Annotated in this window: 16 protein-coding genes and 1 tRNA gene; all 17 read right to left on the bottom strand. The window is 46.4% G+C overall.

All coding sequences use genetic code 11. The annotated features are described in order from the left end of the window. Positions 1-48: 48 nt before the first annotated feature. The 17 genes from CIK90_RS09985 to CIK90_RS09905 all read right to left on the bottom strand — a co-directional run bounded on the left by CIK90_RS09985 (position 49) and on the right by CIK90_RS09905 (position 20812). Complete coding sequence (locus CIK90_RS09985; protein ID WP_144007259.1) at positions 49-1395, bottom strand: DUF4906 domain-containing protein; 1347 nt, start codon at positions 1393-1395, stop codon at positions 49-51. A 5-nt stretch (positions 1396-1400) separates the two neighbouring features. Beyond that, a complete protein-coding gene (locus CIK90_RS09980; protein WP_158216058.1) occupies positions 1401-2408 on the bottom strand; it encodes a hypothetical protein in 1008 nt (335 codons plus the stop codon). Positions 2409-2501: 93 nt separating this feature from the next. Beyond that, a complete protein-coding gene (locus CIK90_RS09975; RefSeq protein WP_158216057.1) occupies positions 2502-3485 on the bottom strand; it encodes a FimB/Mfa2 family fimbrial subunit in 984 nt (327 codons plus the stop codon). Positions 3486-3608: 123 nt separating this feature from the next. Further along, positions 3609-5327: an Mfa1 family fimbria major subunit gene (locus CIK90_RS09970; RefSeq protein ID WP_094465169.1), complete on the bottom strand. Its 1719-nt coding sequence runs from the start codon at positions 5325-5327 to the stop codon at positions 3609-3611. A 34-nt stretch (positions 5328-5361) separates the two neighbouring features. After that, entirely contained in the window at positions 5362-6684 is a 1323-nt protein-coding gene (locus CIK90_RS09965) for a DUF3868 domain-containing protein (RefSeq protein ID WP_158216056.1), read from the bottom strand. Positions 6685-6703: 19 nt separating this feature from the next. After that, positions 6704-7279: a DUF3575 domain-containing protein gene (locus tag CIK90_RS09960; RefSeq protein ID WP_094390240.1), complete on the bottom strand. Its 576-nt coding sequence runs from the start codon at positions 7277-7279 to the stop codon at positions 6704-6706. Between the two features lie 1447 nt (positions 7280-8726). Continuing rightward, complete coding sequence (locus CIK90_RS09955) at positions 8727-9887, bottom strand: metallophosphoesterase (RefSeq protein ID WP_094465165.1); 1161 nt, start codon at positions 9885-9887, stop codon at positions 8727-8729. Positions 9888-9914: 27 nt separating this feature from the next. Beyond that, the gene (locus CIK90_RS09950; RefSeq protein WP_094390242.1) at positions 9915-11408 is read right to left on the bottom strand and encodes a RagB/SusD family nutrient uptake outer membrane protein; all 1494 of its coding nucleotides are present in this window, start codon (positions 11406-11408) and stop codon (positions 9915-9917) included. A gap of 12 nt (positions 11409-11420) precedes the next feature. Then, a complete protein-coding gene (locus CIK90_RS09945; RefSeq protein WP_094465163.1) occupies positions 11421-14417 on the bottom strand; it encodes a TonB-dependent receptor in 2997 nt (998 codons plus the stop codon). 95 nt (positions 14418-14512) lie between these two features. Next, a tRNA-Gln gene (locus tag CIK90_RS09940) sits at positions 14513-14583 on the bottom strand. A gap of 70 nt (positions 14584-14653) precedes the next feature. Next, on the bottom strand, positions 14654-15949 hold the full coding sequence (gene tyrS, locus CIK90_RS09935; RefSeq protein WP_094390946.1) for a tyrosine--tRNA ligase: 1296 nt from the start codon (positions 15947-15949) through the stop codon (positions 14654-14656). Positions 15950-16002: 53 nt separating this feature from the next. Continuing rightward, positions 16003-16254 carry a membrane protein insertion efficiency factor YidD gene (yidD, locus tag CIK90_RS09930; protein ID WP_094391030.1) on the bottom strand — a complete coding sequence of 84 codons (252 nt, stop codon included), beginning with the start codon at positions 16252-16254 and terminating at the stop codon, positions 16003-16005. Between the two features lie 2 nt (positions 16255-16256). Then, positions 16257-16649: a ribonuclease P protein component gene (locus CIK90_RS09925; protein WP_094390947.1), complete on the bottom strand. Its 393-nt coding sequence runs from the start codon at positions 16647-16649 to the stop codon at positions 16257-16259. Positions 16650-16742: 93 nt separating this feature from the next. Beyond that, complete coding sequence (locus tag CIK90_RS09920) at positions 16743-17492, bottom strand: uroporphyrinogen-III synthase (protein WP_094465161.1); 750 nt, start codon at positions 17490-17492, stop codon at positions 16743-16745. Between the two features lie 7 nt (positions 17493-17499). Further along, a complete protein-coding gene (locus CIK90_RS09915) occupies positions 17500-18528 on the bottom strand; it encodes a DUF4271 domain-containing protein (protein ID WP_094435001.1) in 1029 nt (342 codons plus the stop codon). Between the two features lie 9 nt (positions 18529-18537). Beyond that, the gene (gene metK / locus CIK90_RS09910; RefSeq protein WP_094465159.1) at positions 18538-19797 is read right to left on the bottom strand and encodes a methionine adenosyltransferase; all 1260 of its coding nucleotides are present in this window, start codon (positions 19795-19797) and stop codon (positions 18538-18540) included. A 94-nt stretch (positions 19798-19891) separates the two neighbouring features. After that, on the bottom strand, positions 19892-20812 hold the full coding sequence (locus tag CIK90_RS09905; RefSeq protein WP_094434997.1) for a site-specific tyrosine recombinase: 921 nt from the start codon (positions 20810-20812) through the stop codon (positions 19892-19894). Positions 20813-20832 lie beyond the last annotated feature (20 nt).

Genomic DNA, 20832 nt, shown 5'->3' with positions numbered 1-20832 from the left:
CATACATATATATATCTAAACTTCTTTATCATATTATATCAAGCAGATTTATTCTTTTATTATTTCCACTCTGTACGGAATGGCATACTCCAAATCCTTTATGCCTATCAGTATCTGGTGAATGGCATAGCCATTGCGATTGCCCACCACGCCCTCTATGGTCTTTCGTGATGGCACAGCCACAGGCATGCGGTCGTAAATACATACTCCCTCATCACCATCTGGCACCATCTTCTGCGTTTGCCATCTATCAAACCTCCATCCGTTTTCGCTATCGGTACCCGGAGTTAGCTCTACGCCATCGCTTAAGCGCACAACATAAGGGATAAGATGAAATTCGCCATAGCTCTTAAATCTTATGGTCAGCTTCTCGTCGTTTTGCTCCACTTTGGGCAATACGCCAATAGCTGTAAATTGCTCCACCTTAAATCTCACTCTATAGTTGTTTAGCTTTATAGGTATCTCCAAATAGTCATTGCGTGATATGGTATTCCATTTTGATAGTGCTGCACGTAGGTTCATCGTGGCATGGTCGGTCTTTACGCCCACTACAAAATAGTTTGGATTCTCTGCTACCGACTCGTTCACATAGAATGATATTATCTTCGGAGTCGTAGTCTTTGCCTCCACCACCACCTCAGGGTTGAAATTTATCACGTAGTCCTCCTTCGATGCCGATGGATTTAGATTTGGCTCCACGGCTGTGCCATTATCCCTGCCAGGCAGCAGATACAGATTGTTTGCCTCGTTCTTGGTAATATCTGTTAGCGACACACTCCTCAACTTTATTTCGTTTGGCGTGTCGTTTGTTATCTTCAGCTTCACCTTAGCCACCATTCTTATCACTTCGAGATTCAGGTCGGCAGTAGTCTTCTTTATCTCTATGGTCTGCTTATTGCTCATAGGTATTCCCTTCGGAAAGTCGGCTGCCGTAAGCACATTGCCTTTCACGCTATATAGCTTGCTGTCAAAACCTGTAGGTAGAGGAGTGTTGGTGGTGGAATAGTCTATTTTCGAGTCTATTCCCACATCCTCCGGCTTTATATTGGCAAACGAATAAAAAGTAGTCTCGCCTGGATTTATTTTTGCCGTAAGCGTTCCAACCCAGCTTTTCTCCTCAGTATAGTCTTCGCTAACAAGCAGATTCTTGATAATGCCGTCCTGCACGATAATGACGAAGCAATTTTTCATCATCTCTCCCTTGTCGCTATTGTCGTCGGTCCATTCCAGCTCTCCGCTGCCTCGTGACAAAGCTCCGCCTGCAGATGCAAAAATATTTATGCGCACGCTCACAGGCTTGCTCTCCTCTGCCCACTCTTCATTAGTGTCAGCCGAGCAGCCACAAAACATCAAAGTTGCTATGAGTGTCAATATCGAAAGCAAAATATTCTTCATATTCTTTACATTATTATATCTTCGTCGTATACGCGCTTATTCCATTTCCTTACATGCAGGCTAACAATGATTTTTCCGTCCTCTTTGTATATCAAGAATGTATAGTAGTGGTTGCGCTGAATATCGTATGGTGTGCCTGTAGGCTTGCCGTCGGTATCATAATTGCGAAACTCCAGGGTGTAAGTGCCTTCGTGCTTACCATTTCTGTTCAGGTCAACGGTTATTGTCGATGGCGTAGCCCCTGTGCTGGTATTGTCGTATTCTGGTATGTATGTTGCTTTTCCATCCGTCAATCCTATGTTTGTCGCTCGGCTGTCAAGTACGTTTAGCGAATTGTCGAAGCGTATCTCCTGAGTCTTATTTGCCGAGTTATAGTTCTTTGGCAAACAATATCCTTGAGTGTTATAGTTGTTGATGTGCATGCTACCTATGGAATATCCATACGATGCCATATCCGAGCGCATCTCCACTTTCACCTTCGCCATCGCTCTGAGCAAATATATCTGCTCTGTCATGTCTGTTTGTGTGCCTAATGTAAGTGCTGGCAGCGATGCCACACCCCACATAGGTATATATTTCCTTGTCTCAGTATCTATGTTGTATTTCAAGTCGGGTAGGTCGATTGTGCTTAGTTTCGTAGCATTGCAGTTAGCCACAATCATTATCTTCTTAGCCCTTGCAATATCGTCTTTAGCGTTCTTCCATACTCCTGTTATTGCATATTTAGTACCCGAAGGGTCGCTCATTGGCGTCACCGTTATAGTCTCCACATCTCCAATGATGTTGCCCATACCGTCGCAAATGGCTATACGTAAGTCGTCGGTGTTAATCATATTCTCATCTTCTATGCCTGGTTGCTTAGGGTCGTAGTTGTCCCACCCCTCGTTTGCGGCACGTGTAGATGTAGCGTCGGCAACCATCATTGTGAAGGCGACGCGCACATCGTTCTTGGCGATAGCGCCTACGCCATCGTCGTCCGAACATGCCGTCAGTGCCACACACAGCAATGGCACAATAACTGTTCTAATTATAATATTTTTAATATGATAAAACATCAAGTGTCGATATCTTTTTCTATGATAATAAGTATCGTGTTTCTTACATTCCTACATGTCTACATTCTGCAACACCACTCTCCATGAGTTAACGAATATCGAGGCGCTAAGCCAGTTCATGCCGTCGTCTACAAAGAATACGAAGCTATATTCGTCTTGGCGGTCCAAATAGTCTTGGTCGGTCATATCCTTGTTGTAGTTGCCCTTAACGAGCAGCGCATAGTCTACGAGCGGAATGTTGAACACCAGTTTTCCATTTTCGTTGTTATAAACCTTTAGTCGTGGGTTTTTGTTTGCAAACAGTCTGTTCACAGTCATCTCAGCCACCACTGCCGACACCTGTGTTTCGCTCTCTTCTGCGCCCACAATGCCGTCGTATTGCGACCATGGGCGATAAGTTATCGAGTCTTCTTTTATATTGTCGTTATAGCAATCAAGCCATGAGTTGTCGTCGTCAATCTCGAAGCTGAAGTCGCTTGCTTTCAACTTTTTGCCCGAGGCATTCTGTATCACCACTTTTATGTTGTTGGTATTCTTAGTCAGCGGCATGGTGAACGTCTTCACCCCGTAGTCGTCCATTCTCAGGTCTACGTTTCCCATCATACCGTGATACAGAGCGTTAAGGTCGTGGTCCACCTTTCTTCCGTCTCTGTTTATCTTGCAGTCCAGGTTTTCAATGCCCTCTTCTGCCTTTCCTTTAGTTGAATATTTGTATGAACCGTCATACACGTTTTCGCCCTCTGCCCATACTTGTAGCGAGTATACGCATGGCCTTATGTCGAGAGTAATGTATCCTCCTGCAGCCTCAATGTCGCTTACAGCTTCCGTTTTGTCGAAAACCATTTCTCCGTTTTTGTTGTAAGCATGCAGCGATAGTGTCTTCACCTGTGAGCTGAAGGCATCGGCAAATTTCATATTCTTGTCGTATTTGAACTTCAGCTTTAGTTCTTGCTTACATTCGCCCATGTCTTCGTGCATCATCGAGCACGAGCATGCGATGATGGGCAATAGCATAGCCATAGATGCTACTTTCATTTTGTTCAATATATACGTCAAGTTTATCATAATTCGTTGTTTTGTGGGAGAATTATATAGGAGGTACGGCTCTCCTCCATGTGTGAGAGCCATACCGCCTAAAAAAAGTGTTGTTAGTATTTACTATTCGCCAAGGCTTACATTCTGGTTTACTACGCGCCATTGCAGTACCTGAACGCGGGCAGCAAGGTAGGTGTTATCGTATGTAGGTACAGTTGGGTCAATAACAAGTTCTGGGTTGTATACTGGTGTACCAAAGCCTTTGATACCTGTCAATGTAATCTTGTAGAAGTGGTTGCGCACAACACCATATTCGCCAAGTTCGCCTGCTTTTCCAAGGTGCTTGATTGGAACAAAGTAGTAAGCTTTACCATCCTTTCTTACTTCAGCCTTAGATGCTTCAATAGCAGCCAATACTGTAGATTTATTAACTTCTGTGAAATCAGATGTGGTACCTGGATTCTTTGTGTAATACTTCTTAGTAACACCTTCTGGGTCGGCTGCCAATGTTGGAGTTACACGATATTGAACCATAGTGGCATCAGGATCTTTAAAGTCGATATCACTTCCTGAAAGCTGAGTATAATGTGTATTATCAGTACTTGTGTAATACTGCGAGAATGTCGATGCCACATGCTTCTTCAAGTTATCAATACCAAGAAAATTCATACCATTATATCTGCAAATTTCAGCATTATGCCAGTTGTTCTCAGCGTCCTTGTATCTTAGTGTGGCTGCAACTAGCAACTTTGTCAGATTATTGGTATTCAAATTAGTAACTTTATCTATAGGAGTGTTAGGCAATGTGTACAATTCGTCTTTCATCTTTGCCTTAAATTCCTCGTACTTATGATTAACAGGTCGGTTTCCATCAACACCAGTATTAAATGCTACAGATCTTTCCCAGAAACTGCGGTGATAGTCGTATGTATTCCAAGTGCCAATACCTAAAGTTCCGTCTGTCCAACTTTTGTCTACCTGCTTTTCCACCTCAGCCTTGCCGTTCTCTTCAGCCAAGCCCCAGCCTTCGATAACAGCATAAACATCATAATCACCATATTTTCCAACAGGAGTTGTTGTACCATATTTGGTAGTTTCCCAGTTAGAACCATCGCCAACCTTAAAGGCATCTTTATCCACATCGGCAGTAACCTTAGCCACAACACGCTCTACATATAGGTCAACTGGATTTTCCATAGCTGTTTTTTCCGAAGTTGTTAAATGACCTGCAACAAGCGATGAACAAACATCTTCACCTGCATTAATATATACAGAGTTGCTCATTACAAAATCGGATACTTTACCTGTAGACACATCCTTATTGTAAAATTTGCTACCTACTGCAGTGCTACGAAGTTCGCTCAATCTCATAGTTGCGCCATCCTTGAGAGTTGCAGGCTCAACAGTCTCTGGATTAACAACAGCCATAATAGCAGCAGGAGCAGCATTCTGCACACCATTGATTATGAGTACGGTTTGCGTAATCTTCTCTACACTTGTTGAGGTGCCAGGAGTAGTGGTATCGTCACCAGGGGTAGCCTCAAGATAGTTTACGTTTCCACCACCTGTTACTCCTGTAACATTAGGATTCTTGATAAGATAAGGCGAACCATCACCATTGAAGAAGTAGAAACGCACCTTTTTGATTTTGCTTTCCTCCTCAGTTCCATTCTCATACTCTCCGGCACGGGTAGGAGTTGTTCCCACATTCACAATGTTCACAGCGAGATACTGCGGATCACTACCAGGTTTTGTTGCTCCACCTTCGATGTCGTTGTCCGAACTACATGCACTCATCATCAATGCAGCGCATGCAAAAGGGAAAAATTTAAATATCTTCATAATACTTTGAGTTTAATTATCAATGTTAATTATGTTATTTAATCTCTTCGTATACTTTTCTTGCAGCCTTAGCCTCCTCGCTGTCTCCAGCCTTGTCAAGATAAGGCTTTGCACCCTCGGCATCGCCTGCGTTAAGACGTGTGCAAGCTGCATTAAGGTTGGCTGTTGGATCGTCAGGATACATACGTACCGCTATCTCCATTATCTCGCCAAACTCCTTTGAGCCAGGCTCGTAGGTTTGTGCCACCATATACATCTCGTTTTGCGAGAGCAATTGTGGTCGGGTCTTTACCAAAGCCTTGGCCTCCTCAACATTGAATGGGCGCACCTTATATTTAATATGGTAGTCGGAGTGGCGCAGGGCTGGATAGCATACAGCCAGAAGGAATTTGTACTCGTCTGCAAATGCAGCCATAATCTTAGCCTCGCGCTCGTCTTCCTTTAGCGATGTGTCGTTGGCAAGGTCAAGTATCTGCTGCTTGTGCTCGATGTTGCTCTCGGCTACAAACTTGCGCAGACCGTCCCAGTCTTCTGCCGTGTGCGACACCGTGAAGATGCCTTCGTCGAGCTGCACCATACGCTGCACATACTGTGTAAGGGTGTGCGCACGCTCCTTGGCAAGGCGGTCGTTGTTGTCGAAGCGTCCCTCTGGCGATGCAAATCCGTGGATATTCACTGCCAACACCGTTAGGTTGTTGTCTTCCTTTAGCGTGTTGATAGTTCGTATTATACTGTCGAGCTGTTCGGGATTGCGACGGTACAGAGGGTTAAGCTCGGCGCGGTTTACTGGGAAGTCGATGTAGGCACGCTTGTCCAGCTCGCGTATCTTCTCTGCCACCACCTCTGGTCTTACAAACTTGGCAGTTGGTCGGCGATATTCCATCAGTTCGTATTGTTTGTTGGCAAGGTTGTCGCCACATCCGCAAAGGTCCTCGTTAATACGCACCTTATAGTCAACAAACTTCTTGTCGTAGGCAACAGAGCGCAGATAGGCTATCTGCTGCGGTTTGCCGTTGGTGCGTTTCACGATGTAGGCATCAGCACCATAATTGTTGTGGCGGTTGCGCTGCTGCATAATGTGCTGTCGGTTGCCGGTAACCACAATCTTAGGCATAGCCACATCGCCATCGGCAGTTGTTATGGATGGAGAAAGAACAAACTGGTTGTTGGTGGGCATCTGCAGCTGGTCGAGGTTGAGGGTCATCGACAACGTAAGCTGCTTGTCGATATGGCTCACCCTTACATTCTCCACCTTTATGCTGCTGTTGGCTATGGATACACCCTTGCACTCTTGCCCTCGGCATGGACTGACGGCAAGTGTTAGAAACGTCAATATGTAAAGATAGTTCTGTTTCATATCGTTTTTCAGCTTTGTTCTATAATACATATATCAACGATAGTGCTGCCTTGGTAGGTCCAAAGTAGTTGGTGTGGCTGCTCTTAAGTTTTCTGCCACATGTGCCACATTTATATTTGTCGTACTTTATAAAGTCGTAGCCTATACCAAGTGATGTCTCAAGATTCCAATGTCTTGACAATGGCCATTGGTATCCGCCGCTTACGCCTCCGCCAATGAACCATCCCTCATAGCGGTGATTCTTCTGTGTGGACAGCAATCCAAAGGGAAAGTCTACCCCACTAACGTTAAACTCACCTCCCATGAGATGAGCTCCAACAAACCAACCGTTGAAACTCTGGCAGAACCAGTATCTATACTCGGGCGTAAACGACCAATGACGCAATGTAGAATGGTCGCCTCCCGACTGTTTCCAAGGGTTTAGTCCGAAAAACATTTGTGCTGTATGATTCTTGTCTATCGAAACCTCGGCTCCGATATTAGGTGTGGTAGTAGCCCAGTAAAGGAAGTTTGTCTTTACGGCTAAATTCTGAGCGGACAGTTGCGAGCTTGTCATTGACAATATGACAACAATGAATAATGCCAACTTTTTCATAAATATACATATTCAGGATATGAGTGTCTATGCCTCTATTTTTGTGTTTGTTGGGGTATACTTCAATCCTTAGTTGTTTTGTTTTATCTGTTGTTGTGTTTGGGGTGGTTATTTGTATTTTGTTATTTTATGTCTGAAGCGTGTTGTTCATTTATGTTTTGTTGTTAAATAAGTTATTATTATAACTTGTGGCAAAGTTACAAATAATTGTGCAAACAGAAAAGAGTTAGGTCTGTAATTTTATGTTATTTTTCATCTGCCATCTGCCGCCTTTGGGCAAATATCGCTGTAACACGATGAATGTCTGTGGGTTATAGGGTGGAAGATAGGGTGGCAGATAAAACGAAAAACTTTGTTGTCGTGTAATGAGCTACGAGGAGCGTCGCCGCCTCGGCGACGAATTAGAAAAGGTTCATCCAGAATATGGAGTGACAGAAGTGTAAATTGCAGTTTATCGGGGAGGTTGGCATGCTAATGTTCGTGTAATGAACGTATAATATATGGTTCGTATAATGGACGTATAATTTTACTTGTAGATATTTGCTTGGAGTTCCCTTGCTTATAGTTCCGTGGATAAAAAAATTTCGTGTGCGACATAAAAATCACGACATTCATATATCTCAACACCACAAACGGTATATAAGGTAAGATATACATACATTTGACCGCAAATTTCATCCAACACCCAGCCATTTTTCGTTCGCTTCTCGATCACTTCTCGTTCGTCCCTCGTTCGTCTCTCGTTGTGCTTTCGTTCGTTATTCGTTAGCCGATCGAGGACATAACGAATAACGAACGAGAAAACAGCGAAAAAACAACGAAATGACGACGAGAAGACGACGAGAGCCAATCGAAACGGCGACGAGAGGCAAACAAAGCAATCTGCCAACTACAACCTCCAACCATTATGCCTGTTTTCAGCCATTTACAAGGCGCGTGCTGCAAATCAACCCACTGGATGGTACACCGACAAACAAAGACAAAGCAAATGGCTGTAATGACCTCTTTTTACCAATACAAAGTCTGAAACTGCTCGCGCGCGAACCTATTAATATCCGACAAAACCTTTCAAACCCCATCACATGTTGTCACCCCCTGAACAGGAACACGAGCTGACCATTTTCCCATGCCACAACATCCACTGAAAGCCATCTGACGCACATTATAACCAATTACTGTTCAAGCATATACAATAACTAACCATATTTAACCAACAAAAAGGCGGCACAAGACCACTGTATTAAAATTGATTTACAGATAAAACAAAACAATATAACACAAACATTTACAGATATTTTCATTCAATCAACCTATCGTAAAAGCACACAACCTTTTTTTCTGCGAGTTTGAAACAGATATAATCAATAATCAAAAGGCTGAACTCATTTGTGAGAGTCCAGCCCTTTGATACGATTGGGAATCATGAAGTCTTGTGGTCAGAAACCTATCAACGCTTCACCTTGAGTTGTTTCTTAATGCCTTTGTCGCCCACGACAAACAATTTATCGTCGGTCATCAACACAGCACGACCACGCCGGTGCTCGTAGTTTTCCTGATTATCTACATTGACCGCAATGACACGTCCATTGTAGAAACGCTTGATGTCCTTGAAAATGGTATGCCCCACGAAAATGCGGTCAACATCATAGCGACGGAGCACCATATCGAGCGAATCGCTGGGCAGATGTGACCACTTTTTATCGTTCAACACCAAACCACGATACCAGATGGGACCACGGTTTCCATAGAGGAACTTACAGAATTCGGAGTGCGCCTTGCGCTCCTTACTCTTCATGAAGAGCACACTACTAATAGTATCGTTGACCATCGGGATGGAGAGATTGCGGTCGTAGAACTCCTTGCTGATGCCAGCATGAACAAAGAGGTTGCGACCTATCACCTGTATGGCATTGCATACTCCCAGCCATCTGCCCAGTTCGGTATCGGGACCGAAGAGGTGGCGATACTCCATGCCGAGTCTGTCGGCAAGCATCTTATACTTAGGTTTGGCATAACGCATGTCGCCTGCCAATTCCATAGGTTCATGATTGCCCAACATCATGGTGACACGACCGCCACAGGCAGCAGCCTCAGCTTCGAGTTTATAGAAGAGCCAGAAGATTTGCGGCACATCATATCCTCGGTCGAAGACATCGCCGATAATCACCAATTGATTGTTGCCATACGCCCAACGCAGTTGACTGTCGATAACACCATTGGCTTGCAACAGGCTAACCACCAGATTGAGGCGTCCGTGGGGATCAGACATGATAAAGGTCTTTGGTGCCTGTGGCTGCTTCCATGGTTGACGCACAACGGGATGGAGCTTCACATCGAAGGCATAGTTGCCCTTATGGTCTGCCACATGGAGCGTGAAGTCATCGGGGAGAGCGGCATAGACGGTATCTTTCACCACACCAGTTTCCGTAACATTGATCACCCGCACACCACCGTTGGGCTGATAGATGACATAAGGTCCATCACACGACAAGTGATGGTTGTCATGATCATGGTCCTTAGCCGTAATGGTGATGCTGCACATGGACAGCAACACCATTATAGCCGGTAGTACCATGACAAAAATAGAATGTCTATTGGTTTTCTTCATTTTGTCTGTGTTTCATAGGTTTCCCTATTACTCACCATAGCCGGGATTGTTGGGGAGATGACTCACATTGCGCTCTGCCAACGGAATGGGGAGCACAATCTTATAATTGTCGAGTCCGATGGTCATAAACTCATCAGAGCAGGTGTGTTTGGTCTTGCTCAGCGCTTTGTTGGAAGCTTTGACACGCTCCACAGCCTTGCCATTTCTCAACAAGTCGAACATGCGATGACCCTCGCCCACAAGTTCCTTGCGGCGCTCGTCCAACACCTTATCCACCGATACGGTAGTAGCAGCATCAACAGATTTTGCAGGATTGGCACGATTGACGATGGCATGGAGATACTCGGCAGCTTCGGCATTATGGTCATTGCCTGCCGCAGTTAACTTAGCAGCAGCCTCAGCAGCATTGAGGTAAGCCTCAGAAAGACGAATGAGCGGAATATTGGCATCCATAACATTCTCACCCTGTTGTGGCTGATACTTATTGACAAAGGCTCTGCCATAAACAGAAGAAGAGGAATACTTATCCTTGGTAGCCACATTGATAATCTTCAGGCGCACATCGTCCTTGTCCTTGCTGAGATAGTTGTAGAAGGAAACGGTGACGCAACCGTCGGCATATCCACCCGGATTGTAGAGATAGCCCAGACTCTCCTTACCTGGAGAATCGGTAGTGAGGTTGATAATCTCGAAGAGCACCTCGCCAGGTTTCTGCTTGCTGGCGTCGTTAGCCCAAGCGGTAGGATATTCCTCATTGGTCCAAAGAGCATAGCCGTTGTCCTCAGCACCTTCGATGGCTTGCTTGGCAGCATCGAGCGCTTTGTCGTTATCACCATGATAGAGGTAGGCACGACTCAGCAGGGTGAGTGCAGCCCAACGGTTGAGTTTACCCTTATTGAACTTCTTGCCGAGCAAGGTCGTACTCTCTTTCAAGTCTTTCAGAATCTGATCGTAACATTGTGCTACGGTGCTACGCTGTGGCATAGCATCCTTTTCCAATACGTCGGTCACGATACATGCACCCATAGAAGCTCCATTGTCTTTGGTATAGGGATAACCATAGAGTTTGGTGAGATCGAAGAGTGTCATGCCACGGAGGGCGAGTGCCTGTCCCTTATAGTCGTTGAGTTTGTCTTTCTCATCGTCGCCAACAGGGATATTGTCGATATTTTTGAGAATGACATTACAGTTTTGTATAATCTCATAAGGTATGCGCCAGTAAGAGGCAGGTGCATTACTCTTGGTAAATCCATAGAGATAGGCATTGGCTGTGCGCTTGGTAGAACTTACCGCCTGCATATCGTCACCCGTCACATCACCATAATAGACAAGGCGACCAGAATAGGCATCCGAACTCTGCATGGTGCTGTAGATACCATTGAGCGTAAACTCTACGTCGGAGAGTGTTTTCACATTAGTGATCACTGAGTCAGAGGGCTCTAAGTCAAGCCAATCATTGTCGCAGGAAGATAAACCTACGGCAACGGCTCCAATCATGATATATTGATAAATCTTGTTCATAGTGTTATCTTTTTAGAAGTTAATATTAAGACCAAAAGTCACAGTCTTGAGCGGAGGAGTGGTCTGTGTGGCGTTGCCATTGACCACTGATTCGGGATCGTAGTAGTCCCAAGCAGCCCAAGTCCAGAGATTGTTAGCCGACATATAGATGCGCGCATTGCTCAATCCTGCAGGGAGAATCCACTGCTTAGGCAAGGTGAAGCCCAAGGTGATGGTCTTCAAACGGATATAGTCGGTGCTGTGGAGGCGACGGCTATTGGTAATCTTGTGCATAGCCACTATGGAACTCTTCTCATAGAACTGCTCATACTTGGTGATGTCACCGGGTTTCTTCCAGCTGTCAGCATAGTAAGTTGGGATATTTGCCTCCATATCGTAACCGCCATGTTCGGTCTTCTGTGCCCATGTGTCGTAGGCGTATGCACCAAACTGATAGTTGAACAGGAAGCTAAGGTCGAACCACTTATAGCGGATGCTATTGTAGAGACCGCCGGTAACATTGGGTTCTGCATGTTTCTTGAGCATGATGGCACGTGCCTTGGTAGCATCTTCGGTGATTTCCTTGCTATAGGTACCATCGTCAAGGAGTTCGTTGGTATAGAACTGCGGATTACCGTTTTCAGGATTGATGCCCGCAAACTCTATCATATAGAAGGTGCGATAGGAGTGACCGATCTTGCGAATCTGCGTTCCGCTGACGATTTGGGTCTGGTCGCCATCGAGTTTGATCACCTTATTCTTATTATGTGAAAGGTTGAAAGTGGTTTTCCACTCCAAGTCTTTGGTCTTGATATTGGTAGAGTTGATTTCGAGTTCGATACCCTGATTTCTCAACTGTCCAACATTCATGAGATAAGAACTGAATCCGGTAGTCATAGACACAGGACTATCCATCAAGAGGTTCTTGGTGTTGCGCAGATAATACTCCAGGGTGACGTTCACACGATTGAAGAGTGAGAAGTCGAGACCTAAGTTGAGGTTATAGTTGGTTTCCCACTTCAACCGGTCGTTGGCAAGCTGAGAAATAATAATGGCAGGCTGCTCATTATAGCCAGCACCCAGACTACTCAAGGCGAGATAACCATAATAATCTGAAGGCAAAGTTCCGTTAACGCCATAGGATGCACGAATCTTCATGTCGGTAAGCCATCCGGCGGTGGGCTTCATGAAGTCTTCCTCGATGATGCGCCAAGCACCCGATACCGACCAGAAGTTACCCCAGCGGTGTGAGCGTTGCAGGCGTGAACTGCCATCGACACGATAGCTGGCACCAAGGAAGTATTTATTGTCGAAGTCGTAGTTGACACGTCCTATATATGACACCATGCGTGTGCGTGTGTCGCTTCCACCTACCGACTCCGTCTTCTTACCATTAGAGATGTCGTTTTTGTCGGGTGTTGCAAAATTGGTGGCGTAGCCAGAGAGATAGTCACGATACTGGTCATCAATCTCGTAACCCAACAATCCATCGAGGTGGTGAACCTCAGCGAACGTCTTGTTATAAGTCAGTTGGTTGCCCCATACCATCTTTCTGCGCTCATAGAACTTCTTGCTCATGCCGCCATTGATATCATCACCATTGGAAGTGCGTGGGTCTGCCCAGTCCTTACCCTTGGTAGTGATATAGTCATAACTGAACGTAGTCTTGAATTTCAGGTCTTTAATAAATTCAAACTGTCCATAAACGGTATTGAATGTACGGGTGACATACTCACGCTGGCTGTCATACTCATTAGCGAGTGCAGGGTTGCGGTCACCGATACGGATGAATGCGCGATTCCATGTGCCATCCTCATTATAGACAGGGTCGGATGGTGTCACAGCACTTCTCGACGAATAGAAGGGAGCAGTATAGGTAAAACCTTCACTATACACATCCTGATTAACACTGGAGAAGAAGATATTGGCACCGAGCGTCAACCTGTTGGTCGCCTTATAATCCACATTGAGACGACCAGTCAGACGTTCCAAACCAGAACGGTGGGTGATACCGTCTTGCTTCAGATAGGCGATAGAAGAGTAATACTTAAACTTGTCGGCACCACCAGAAATAGACGCTTCATACTGCTGATGACTGCCTTTTTTGAAAAGTACATCGTCCCAATCGATAAAGCCACACCAAGGAATAGGCGCATAGTCATCGATATTGTCATCAGCATAGGCAGTGGCTTCCTGCTCGGTCTTTCCCTTGCGAATCTGACCGGCATAGAGACCATTATAAATATAGTCGCGACGCTGCTGACCGTTCATCACGGGACGATAGTCCATGGCAAAGTCTGAATATCCCCAGTCTGCTTGCAACGAAACCTTAGGTTTTCCCTGCTGTCCCTGTTTGGTGGTGATGATGATCACACCATTGGCAGCACGCGAACCATAGAGCGATGCAGCGGCGGCATCCTTAATAACGGTGATGCTCGCAATATCGTTGGTATTGATGGTGGACATGATATCGAGACCGGAATCAGAGCTCATCGAGTTGATAGATCCGCTGATGACAGGTACACCGTCTATAACATAAAGTGGGGTATTGCCGGCATTGATAGAACCCATACCACGGATGTTGATATTGGAAGAAGCACCCGGCTGACCAGAAGATGCCGAGAACTGTACACCGGTGGCATTACCCTGCAACATATCTTGGAAAGATACGGTAGGCACATCAGCCATCTTGTCAGACTTGACATTAGAAGCCGAACCAGCATACGCCGACTTCTTAAAGGTACCGTAACCCGTCACGATGACCTCGTCCATGAGTTGGGTATCTTCTGCGAGTGTGATATGGATGGCACCTTTAGAAGTGATTTTCACCTCTTTCTTCTGATAACCGATATAAGAAACGACCACTGTCACAGGAAGGGCATCGACCGACAAGGTGAACTTACCATCGATATCGGTAATAGCCCCTTGGGTGCTTCCTTTCACCATGACACTGGCGCCAACGATTGTTTCCTGAGTGTTGGCATCGGTAATAACTCCAGAGATTGTTTCTTTTTGTTGAACAGGGGCGATAGCGCTATTCTACAAGACCACATGAGTATGGTCATCAATAGCAAAGGGCTGGACTCATTTGTGAGAGTCCAGCCCTTTTGCTATGGCTTGGAATGTTGTCCTAGGCGGATTCGAACCACCACAAACAGAACCAAAACCTGTTGTGCTACCATTACACCATAGGACATACATACCCGTTAGCGGCTGCAAAGGTACGCAAAATTTGGCGTTCCACCAAATTTTTCCTTCAAAAAATATTATTTTACTACCAACAGATAGTAGTTCTTCTTACCTTTCTGTGCCAGAAGATACTTTCCATCGATGAGATCTTCGGCTGTAATAGGACGATTCTGGTCGGTCAGCTTCTCCTTGTTGAGACTTACACCGCCTCCCTGAACCATTTTGCGCATCTCGCCCTTTGAAGGGAATACAGGTGCTGCAACGGTAAAGAGTTCGATGGCAGACTGCCCCAACTGGTCTTTGCCAATCTCAAACTGAGGAACTCCGTCGAATACATCGAGGAAGGTTTGTTCGTCGAGACGCTCCAGGCTCTCCTTGGTAGATTTACCGAAAAGGATAGACGAAGCCTCGATAGCGGTGTCAAGCGCCTCCTGCGAGTGAACCATGACAGTAACTTCCTCTGCCAAACGCTTCTGAAGAATACGGCGACCGGGGTCCTGTTTGTGTTCTTCGACCAGTGCATCGATCACCTCCTTCTCCAGTGAAGTGAAGATTTTGATATAGCGTTCCGCATCATCATCGCTCACATTGAGCCAGAACTGATAGAACTTATAAGGTGTGGTGCGCTTAGGATCGAGCCAGATGTTACCACTCTCGGTCTTACCAAACTTCTTACCGTCGCTCTTGGTGATGAGTGGGCAAGTGAGTGCAAAGGTCTCCACATCGTTGCCAAGGGTACGGCGGATGAGTTCTGTACCTGTGGTCATGTTGCCCCATTGGTCGTTACCACCCAACTGAAGTTTCACACCTTTGTGCTGATAGAGGTAGAGGAAGTCGTAGCCCTGAAGCAACTGATAGGTGAATTCGGTGAATGACAGTCCGTCGCGTGCAGTTCCATTGAGACGTTGCTGCACACTTTCCTTAGCCATCATATAGTTAACGGTAATGTGCTTTCCCACCTCTCTTGCGAAATCGAGGAAGGTGAAGTCCTTCATCCAATCGTAGTTGTTGACCATCTCGGCGGCATTTGCTTCTTTAGAATCGAAGTCGAGAAACTTAGCCACCTGTGCTTTGATGCACTCCTGATTGTGATAGAGTGTCTCATTGTTCAGCAGATTGCGCTCCTGACTCTTACCTGAAGGGTCGCCAATCATACCGGTAGCTCCACCCACCAGGATGAATGGTTTGTGGCCGCAACGCTGCAAATGGCGCAACATCATGATACCACAGAGGTGACCGATGTGTAACGAATCGGCAGTAGGGTCAGTACCCAAGTATGCCGAAACCATTTCTTTCTGGAGCAGTTCTTCTGTGCCAGGCATCATCTGTGCCAGCATTCCGCGCCAGCGAAGTTCTTCTACAAAGTTCTTCATATACTATATTGTTTTTAGATTTCCTGTATGTTGTTTCAAGTTGTGGGCATGGTTCACGGCACGGGGTCATAACCCGAACCGCCCCATGGATTGCATCTGAGGATGCGCCAAATGGCAAGTGCAAGTCCTTTGACAGGGCCATGCTTGATGAGTGCCTGACGTGCATATTCGCTGCAAGTGGGTGTGAATCGGCATGACGGCGGTGTATATGGTGTGATAGCCACCTGATAGAAACGGATGGGTAGCAGCAACAACCACACCAAGATGCGCGATATAATCTTTATCAGACGACGTACCCACTGCATCATCATAATTTCTCTGCTATGCGGTTCAACAGTTTGTTTATCTTCTCTGCCACCACCTCAGAAGGGAAGAGTTCGTCGGCAAGCCATACAAATCCCACCATCAGTGCACGCCCCGACTGCTGTTCTACAGCCTCAACAATAATTTGCTTATTGAGTCGGTATGCTTCGCGCAACTGTCGTTTGACGCGATTACGCTTGACGGCCCGTTTGAAATGGCGTTTAGATACGCTCATCAGTACCTTGACAGGCGGTTCGCCCTCGTGGCGTTCAGTCTCTCTCCAGACTGCCCTGATAGGGAATGAAGCCACAGAGCGGCTGCCTGCCCTGTCGAAGAGTTGTTCTGTGAGTCGCAATCCACACAACCGCTCTTGCTTGTTGAGCGTATGGGTAGCCATGGTGATATCTGTCTATACCTTATTTATATATAGAGGCTCGGTCATCCACTAACGGATAAGACCTCGCCATTGGGATAGCGCAATGTTGCGCAGTTAGCCTTTGTGCTCTTCCAGATAGTGTTGAAGTGCACCAGTCATTGAGGGATATTGCTTTGAAGGAGCTTCCAAGTCGACGCGCAATCCAGCATCCTGAGCAGCCTTGGCTGTAGCAGGACCGAAGGTTGCGATAGTCACTTTTCCCTGATCGAAGCTGGGAAAATTCTTGGTGAGTGACTCAATTCCCGAAGGACTGAAGAACACCAACATATCGTAATCGAAGTCTTTTGCTTCCTGTTCGGTAAAGTCGTTGCTCACGGTGCGATACATCACGCACTCGCGATGCTGCAGTTTTTTCGACTCCAGCAACTTAGCTACCGATCCACTGTTTACATCACTCATTGGTACAAGATATTTCTCTGTCTTGTGCTTAACCATTGTAGGCAGCAAATCGTCAATCTTTCCAGTATTTCCGAAGAACACTTTGCGCTTGCGATACTGCACGTATTTCTGTATATACAGCGATATTGTCTCTGTCACACAGAAATATTTCATATCTTCAGGAATGGTGATACGCATCTGCTTTGCCAGCGTGAAGAAATTGTCGATGGCGTGACGTGAAGTGAAAACAATTGCCGTAAAATCGAGAATGTTTATTTTCTGCGCACGAAACTCTTTAGGTTCCAGTCCTTCAACCTTGATGAAAGGACGGAATACAAACTCTACGTTATATTTTTCCGCAATATCAAAATATGGCGATTTTTCACTTATTGGTTTCGGTTGCGAAATGAGAATCTTCTTGATCATCGGTGTCCTAAAAATTTATTTGCAGATAATTTCCTATGAATACCGCTATGCTCCAAAAAACAAGCAACGGTACTATTTCAAGGGTGCAAAAGTACAAAAAAAATTGCAAATTAACGAGTTTTCTATTGAAAAAGATGGTCAGACACTTACTGAGCGACATGATTTTAACCAAAATGGCCACGACAGCAACGCACGTAATGCTGGTTTCCGGACTTAGACCGAAATAGGCATGCAGCAACACGACAGGGAACAAAAGCACTCCTTCTACCGATAAAAGAAACAAGGAGGACTTTATCCATTGTTCATTTTTTTTCTTTCCAAAGAACACCAGATTGACCCACGTACTAAGGAGGAGCTTACCTGTGAAATATGCCACTGTCAATCCAAAGAAGATGGCTATGAGTTGGTAGTTGGACTGAAGTGTGAAGGTGGTGCCGATAAAGTTTAGCGTATAGAAATAGCACACCAGTGCCACTAACAGGCTGGTGACTAATCCTAAGAAAAACTGGAAGCGCATCTCACTACTTGTCTCCTTCACCTCGGTGATTCCTTCGGCAGGTCGATAGAAGAACGCTTTGAATTGGCGAGCCACGAAACGACGGGCATGGGAGAATGCCACAACGGCAGCCAGGAAACATACCACCAGCATAGAGGTGATGAGGTCATCGTTATGGATGCTGTAGGGCACGGGTGAACCGGCAATGCCGATACGTCCACCGGAGAGTTCGGGGTGGAACATGGCATTGTGGGAGAAGAATCCTTCGCGATAATACTGCGGGAGTTCTGCCTTCAACAGATCGTGACCCGCATCATGTCCCGGCAGATGCAGGGTGTCGGGGCGCGTACTCCATCGGATGGGTGCCGGCTTGAAATGGGCTTGAATGGCAGAGTCCTGCTGAGCAGGCGTAGCATTGCGAGGCAACCATCTGAGCACCTGAGCCGGTGTCAGTTGGCGCACGGGTGCAGCACCAGTTGCCGACGCAGTGTCGGCATGTGCCGTATGTTGACTATGCGCAATGCTGTCTGCCTGTTGCACGGAATAGAATTAAAGTGCGAATTCGCGTTTGATATCCTCTATCCGATCGAGCTTTTCCCAAGTGAAGAGCTCTACATCGATGGTTTTTGTCTCATGATAACGACTGGTAAAGGTTTTCTTCACCACTTCGGGATGACGTCCCATGTGACCATAGGCTGCGGTCTCCAGATACATGGGCTGGCGCAACTTCAACTGGCGCTCGATGGCTTTTGGACGCAGGTCAAACAGTTTCTCGATGCGCTGTGCTATCTCGCTGTCGGTCATATTCACACGTGAACGACCGTAAGTATTGACGTAGATATTCATCGGACGTGCCACACCGATGGCATAGCTCACCTGTACCAACATCTCGTCGGCTACTCCGGCAGCCACCATGTTCTTAGCGATATGGCGTGCGGCATAGGCAGCAGAACGATCGACCTTAGAAGAGTCTTTACCAGAGAAAGCACCGCCACCGTGTGCACCCTTACCTCCGTAAGTATCTACAATGATCTTACGACCGGTAAGTCCGGTATCTCCATGAGGACCACCGATAACAAACTTACCCGTTGGGTTGACGTAGTACTTGATCTGATCGTCGAAGAGCTTGAGCACCTTCTCGCTCTTGATCTGTGCTTTAACGCGTGGTATGAGGATGTTGAGCACATCAGCCTTGATTGTGGCAAGCATGCGCTCGTCGTCATCGTCAAACTCATCGTGCTGGGTTGAAACGACGATGGTATCGATGCGTTCGGGTGTTCCGTCGTCGCTATACTGTACGGTCACCTGACTCTTAGAGTCGGGGCGGAGATAAGTCATCTCCTTTCCTTCGCGACGAATATCAGCCAAAGTGCTTACGATAAGATGTGAGAGGTCGAGCGAAACAGGCATGTAGTTCTCTGTTTCGTTGGTTGCGTAGCCAAACATCATGCCTTGGTCGCCGGCGCCTTGGTCTTCGTCATCCTCACGGTCAACACCACGGTTGATGTCGTCGCTCTGTTCGTGGATGGCGGTAAGCACGCCGCAGGAGTCTCCGTCAAACTGATATTCGGCCTTGGTATAGCCGATTTTCTTGATGGTATTGCGGGCAATGGCCTGCAAGTCAATATATTCACTGCTTCTAACCTCACCCATGATAACCACCTGTCCGGTAGTTACAAAGGTTTCGCAAGCCACACGAGCATGCTCGTCGTAAGCCAGAAACTGGTCGAGTATGGCGTCACTGATTTGGTCAGCCACCTTATCGGGATGGCCTTCAGATACTGATTCTGATGAGAAAAGGTATGACATGTTTATCTTCTTATATTTTTGTTTTCGGCTGCAAAGTTACGCAGATTTCGGGATATGACAAAATAAAACGGCGGTGTTCTGCAAGCATTTATACCTATTTAACCTCGTTTTTGACGTTACGCGGATGATGTTCCAATATCTGCTGGCGTAGCGTACTCATATCCACATGGGTATAAATCTCGGTGGTGGCTATGGATTCGTGGCCCATCATCATTTGTATGGCACGCAAATCGGCACCTCCTTCCAGCAATGCCGTAGCAAACGAATGTCGAAGGGTATGGGGAGAGATGGTTTTCTGAATACCGGCAGCCACAGCCTGGCGCTTGATCATGATGAGTATCATGGTTCGGGTGAGATGCGCCCCACGTCGGTTGAGGAACACATAATCTTCCTCGCCGGGCTTGATATTCATCTGCCGACGGTCGGCAAACCAAAATTCAATTTCGTCGAGGGCTTTCTGCGAGATGGGTACGAGACGCTCTTTAGATCCTTTGCCCACCACTCTGATGTAGCGCTCTTGTATGAAGAGGTTGCTGAGCTTGAGTGTGACGAGTTCGCTGACACGCAGTCCGCAGGAAAAGAGCGTTTCGATAATCGCCCTATTGCGCTGCCCTTCCCATTTGGTGAGGTCTATGCTTGCCTTGAGCATATCCACCTCACGGGTGGAGAGTACCTCTGGCAGATGAGTGCCGAGCACCGGACTCTCCAACAGTTCCGACGGATCGTCGTCACGCCAACCGTCGGTCTGCATGAACCGAAAGAAGGATCGCACCCCACAAAGTATGCGACACTGGGAGCGTGGCCCGATGCCGATATCATGGAGTGTCGCAGCGAAATGTTGCAGGTCGGGCAACTGCACGTCAAACACATCTTTGTTTTCATCGCGCAGATAGCCCAACAACTTCTGCAAATCGCGCTCATAGGCATCGAGCGTATTGTCGGAAAGTCCGCGTTGCAACCTCAGGAAACGCAAGTATGGACGTACGTAGTCTTTGCTATTTTTCTTCATATTCATTCACAAAATTACTGCAAAAC

Origin of the sequence: Prevotella sp. P5-126 (genome assembly GCF_002251185.1) — a bacterium.
Classification (GTDB): domain Bacteria; phylum Bacteroidota; class Bacteroidia; order Bacteroidales; family Bacteroidaceae; genus Prevotella.
Note: the sequence above shows the minus strand (reverse complement) of the source record. Positions and strands in the feature narration are given on the sequence as shown.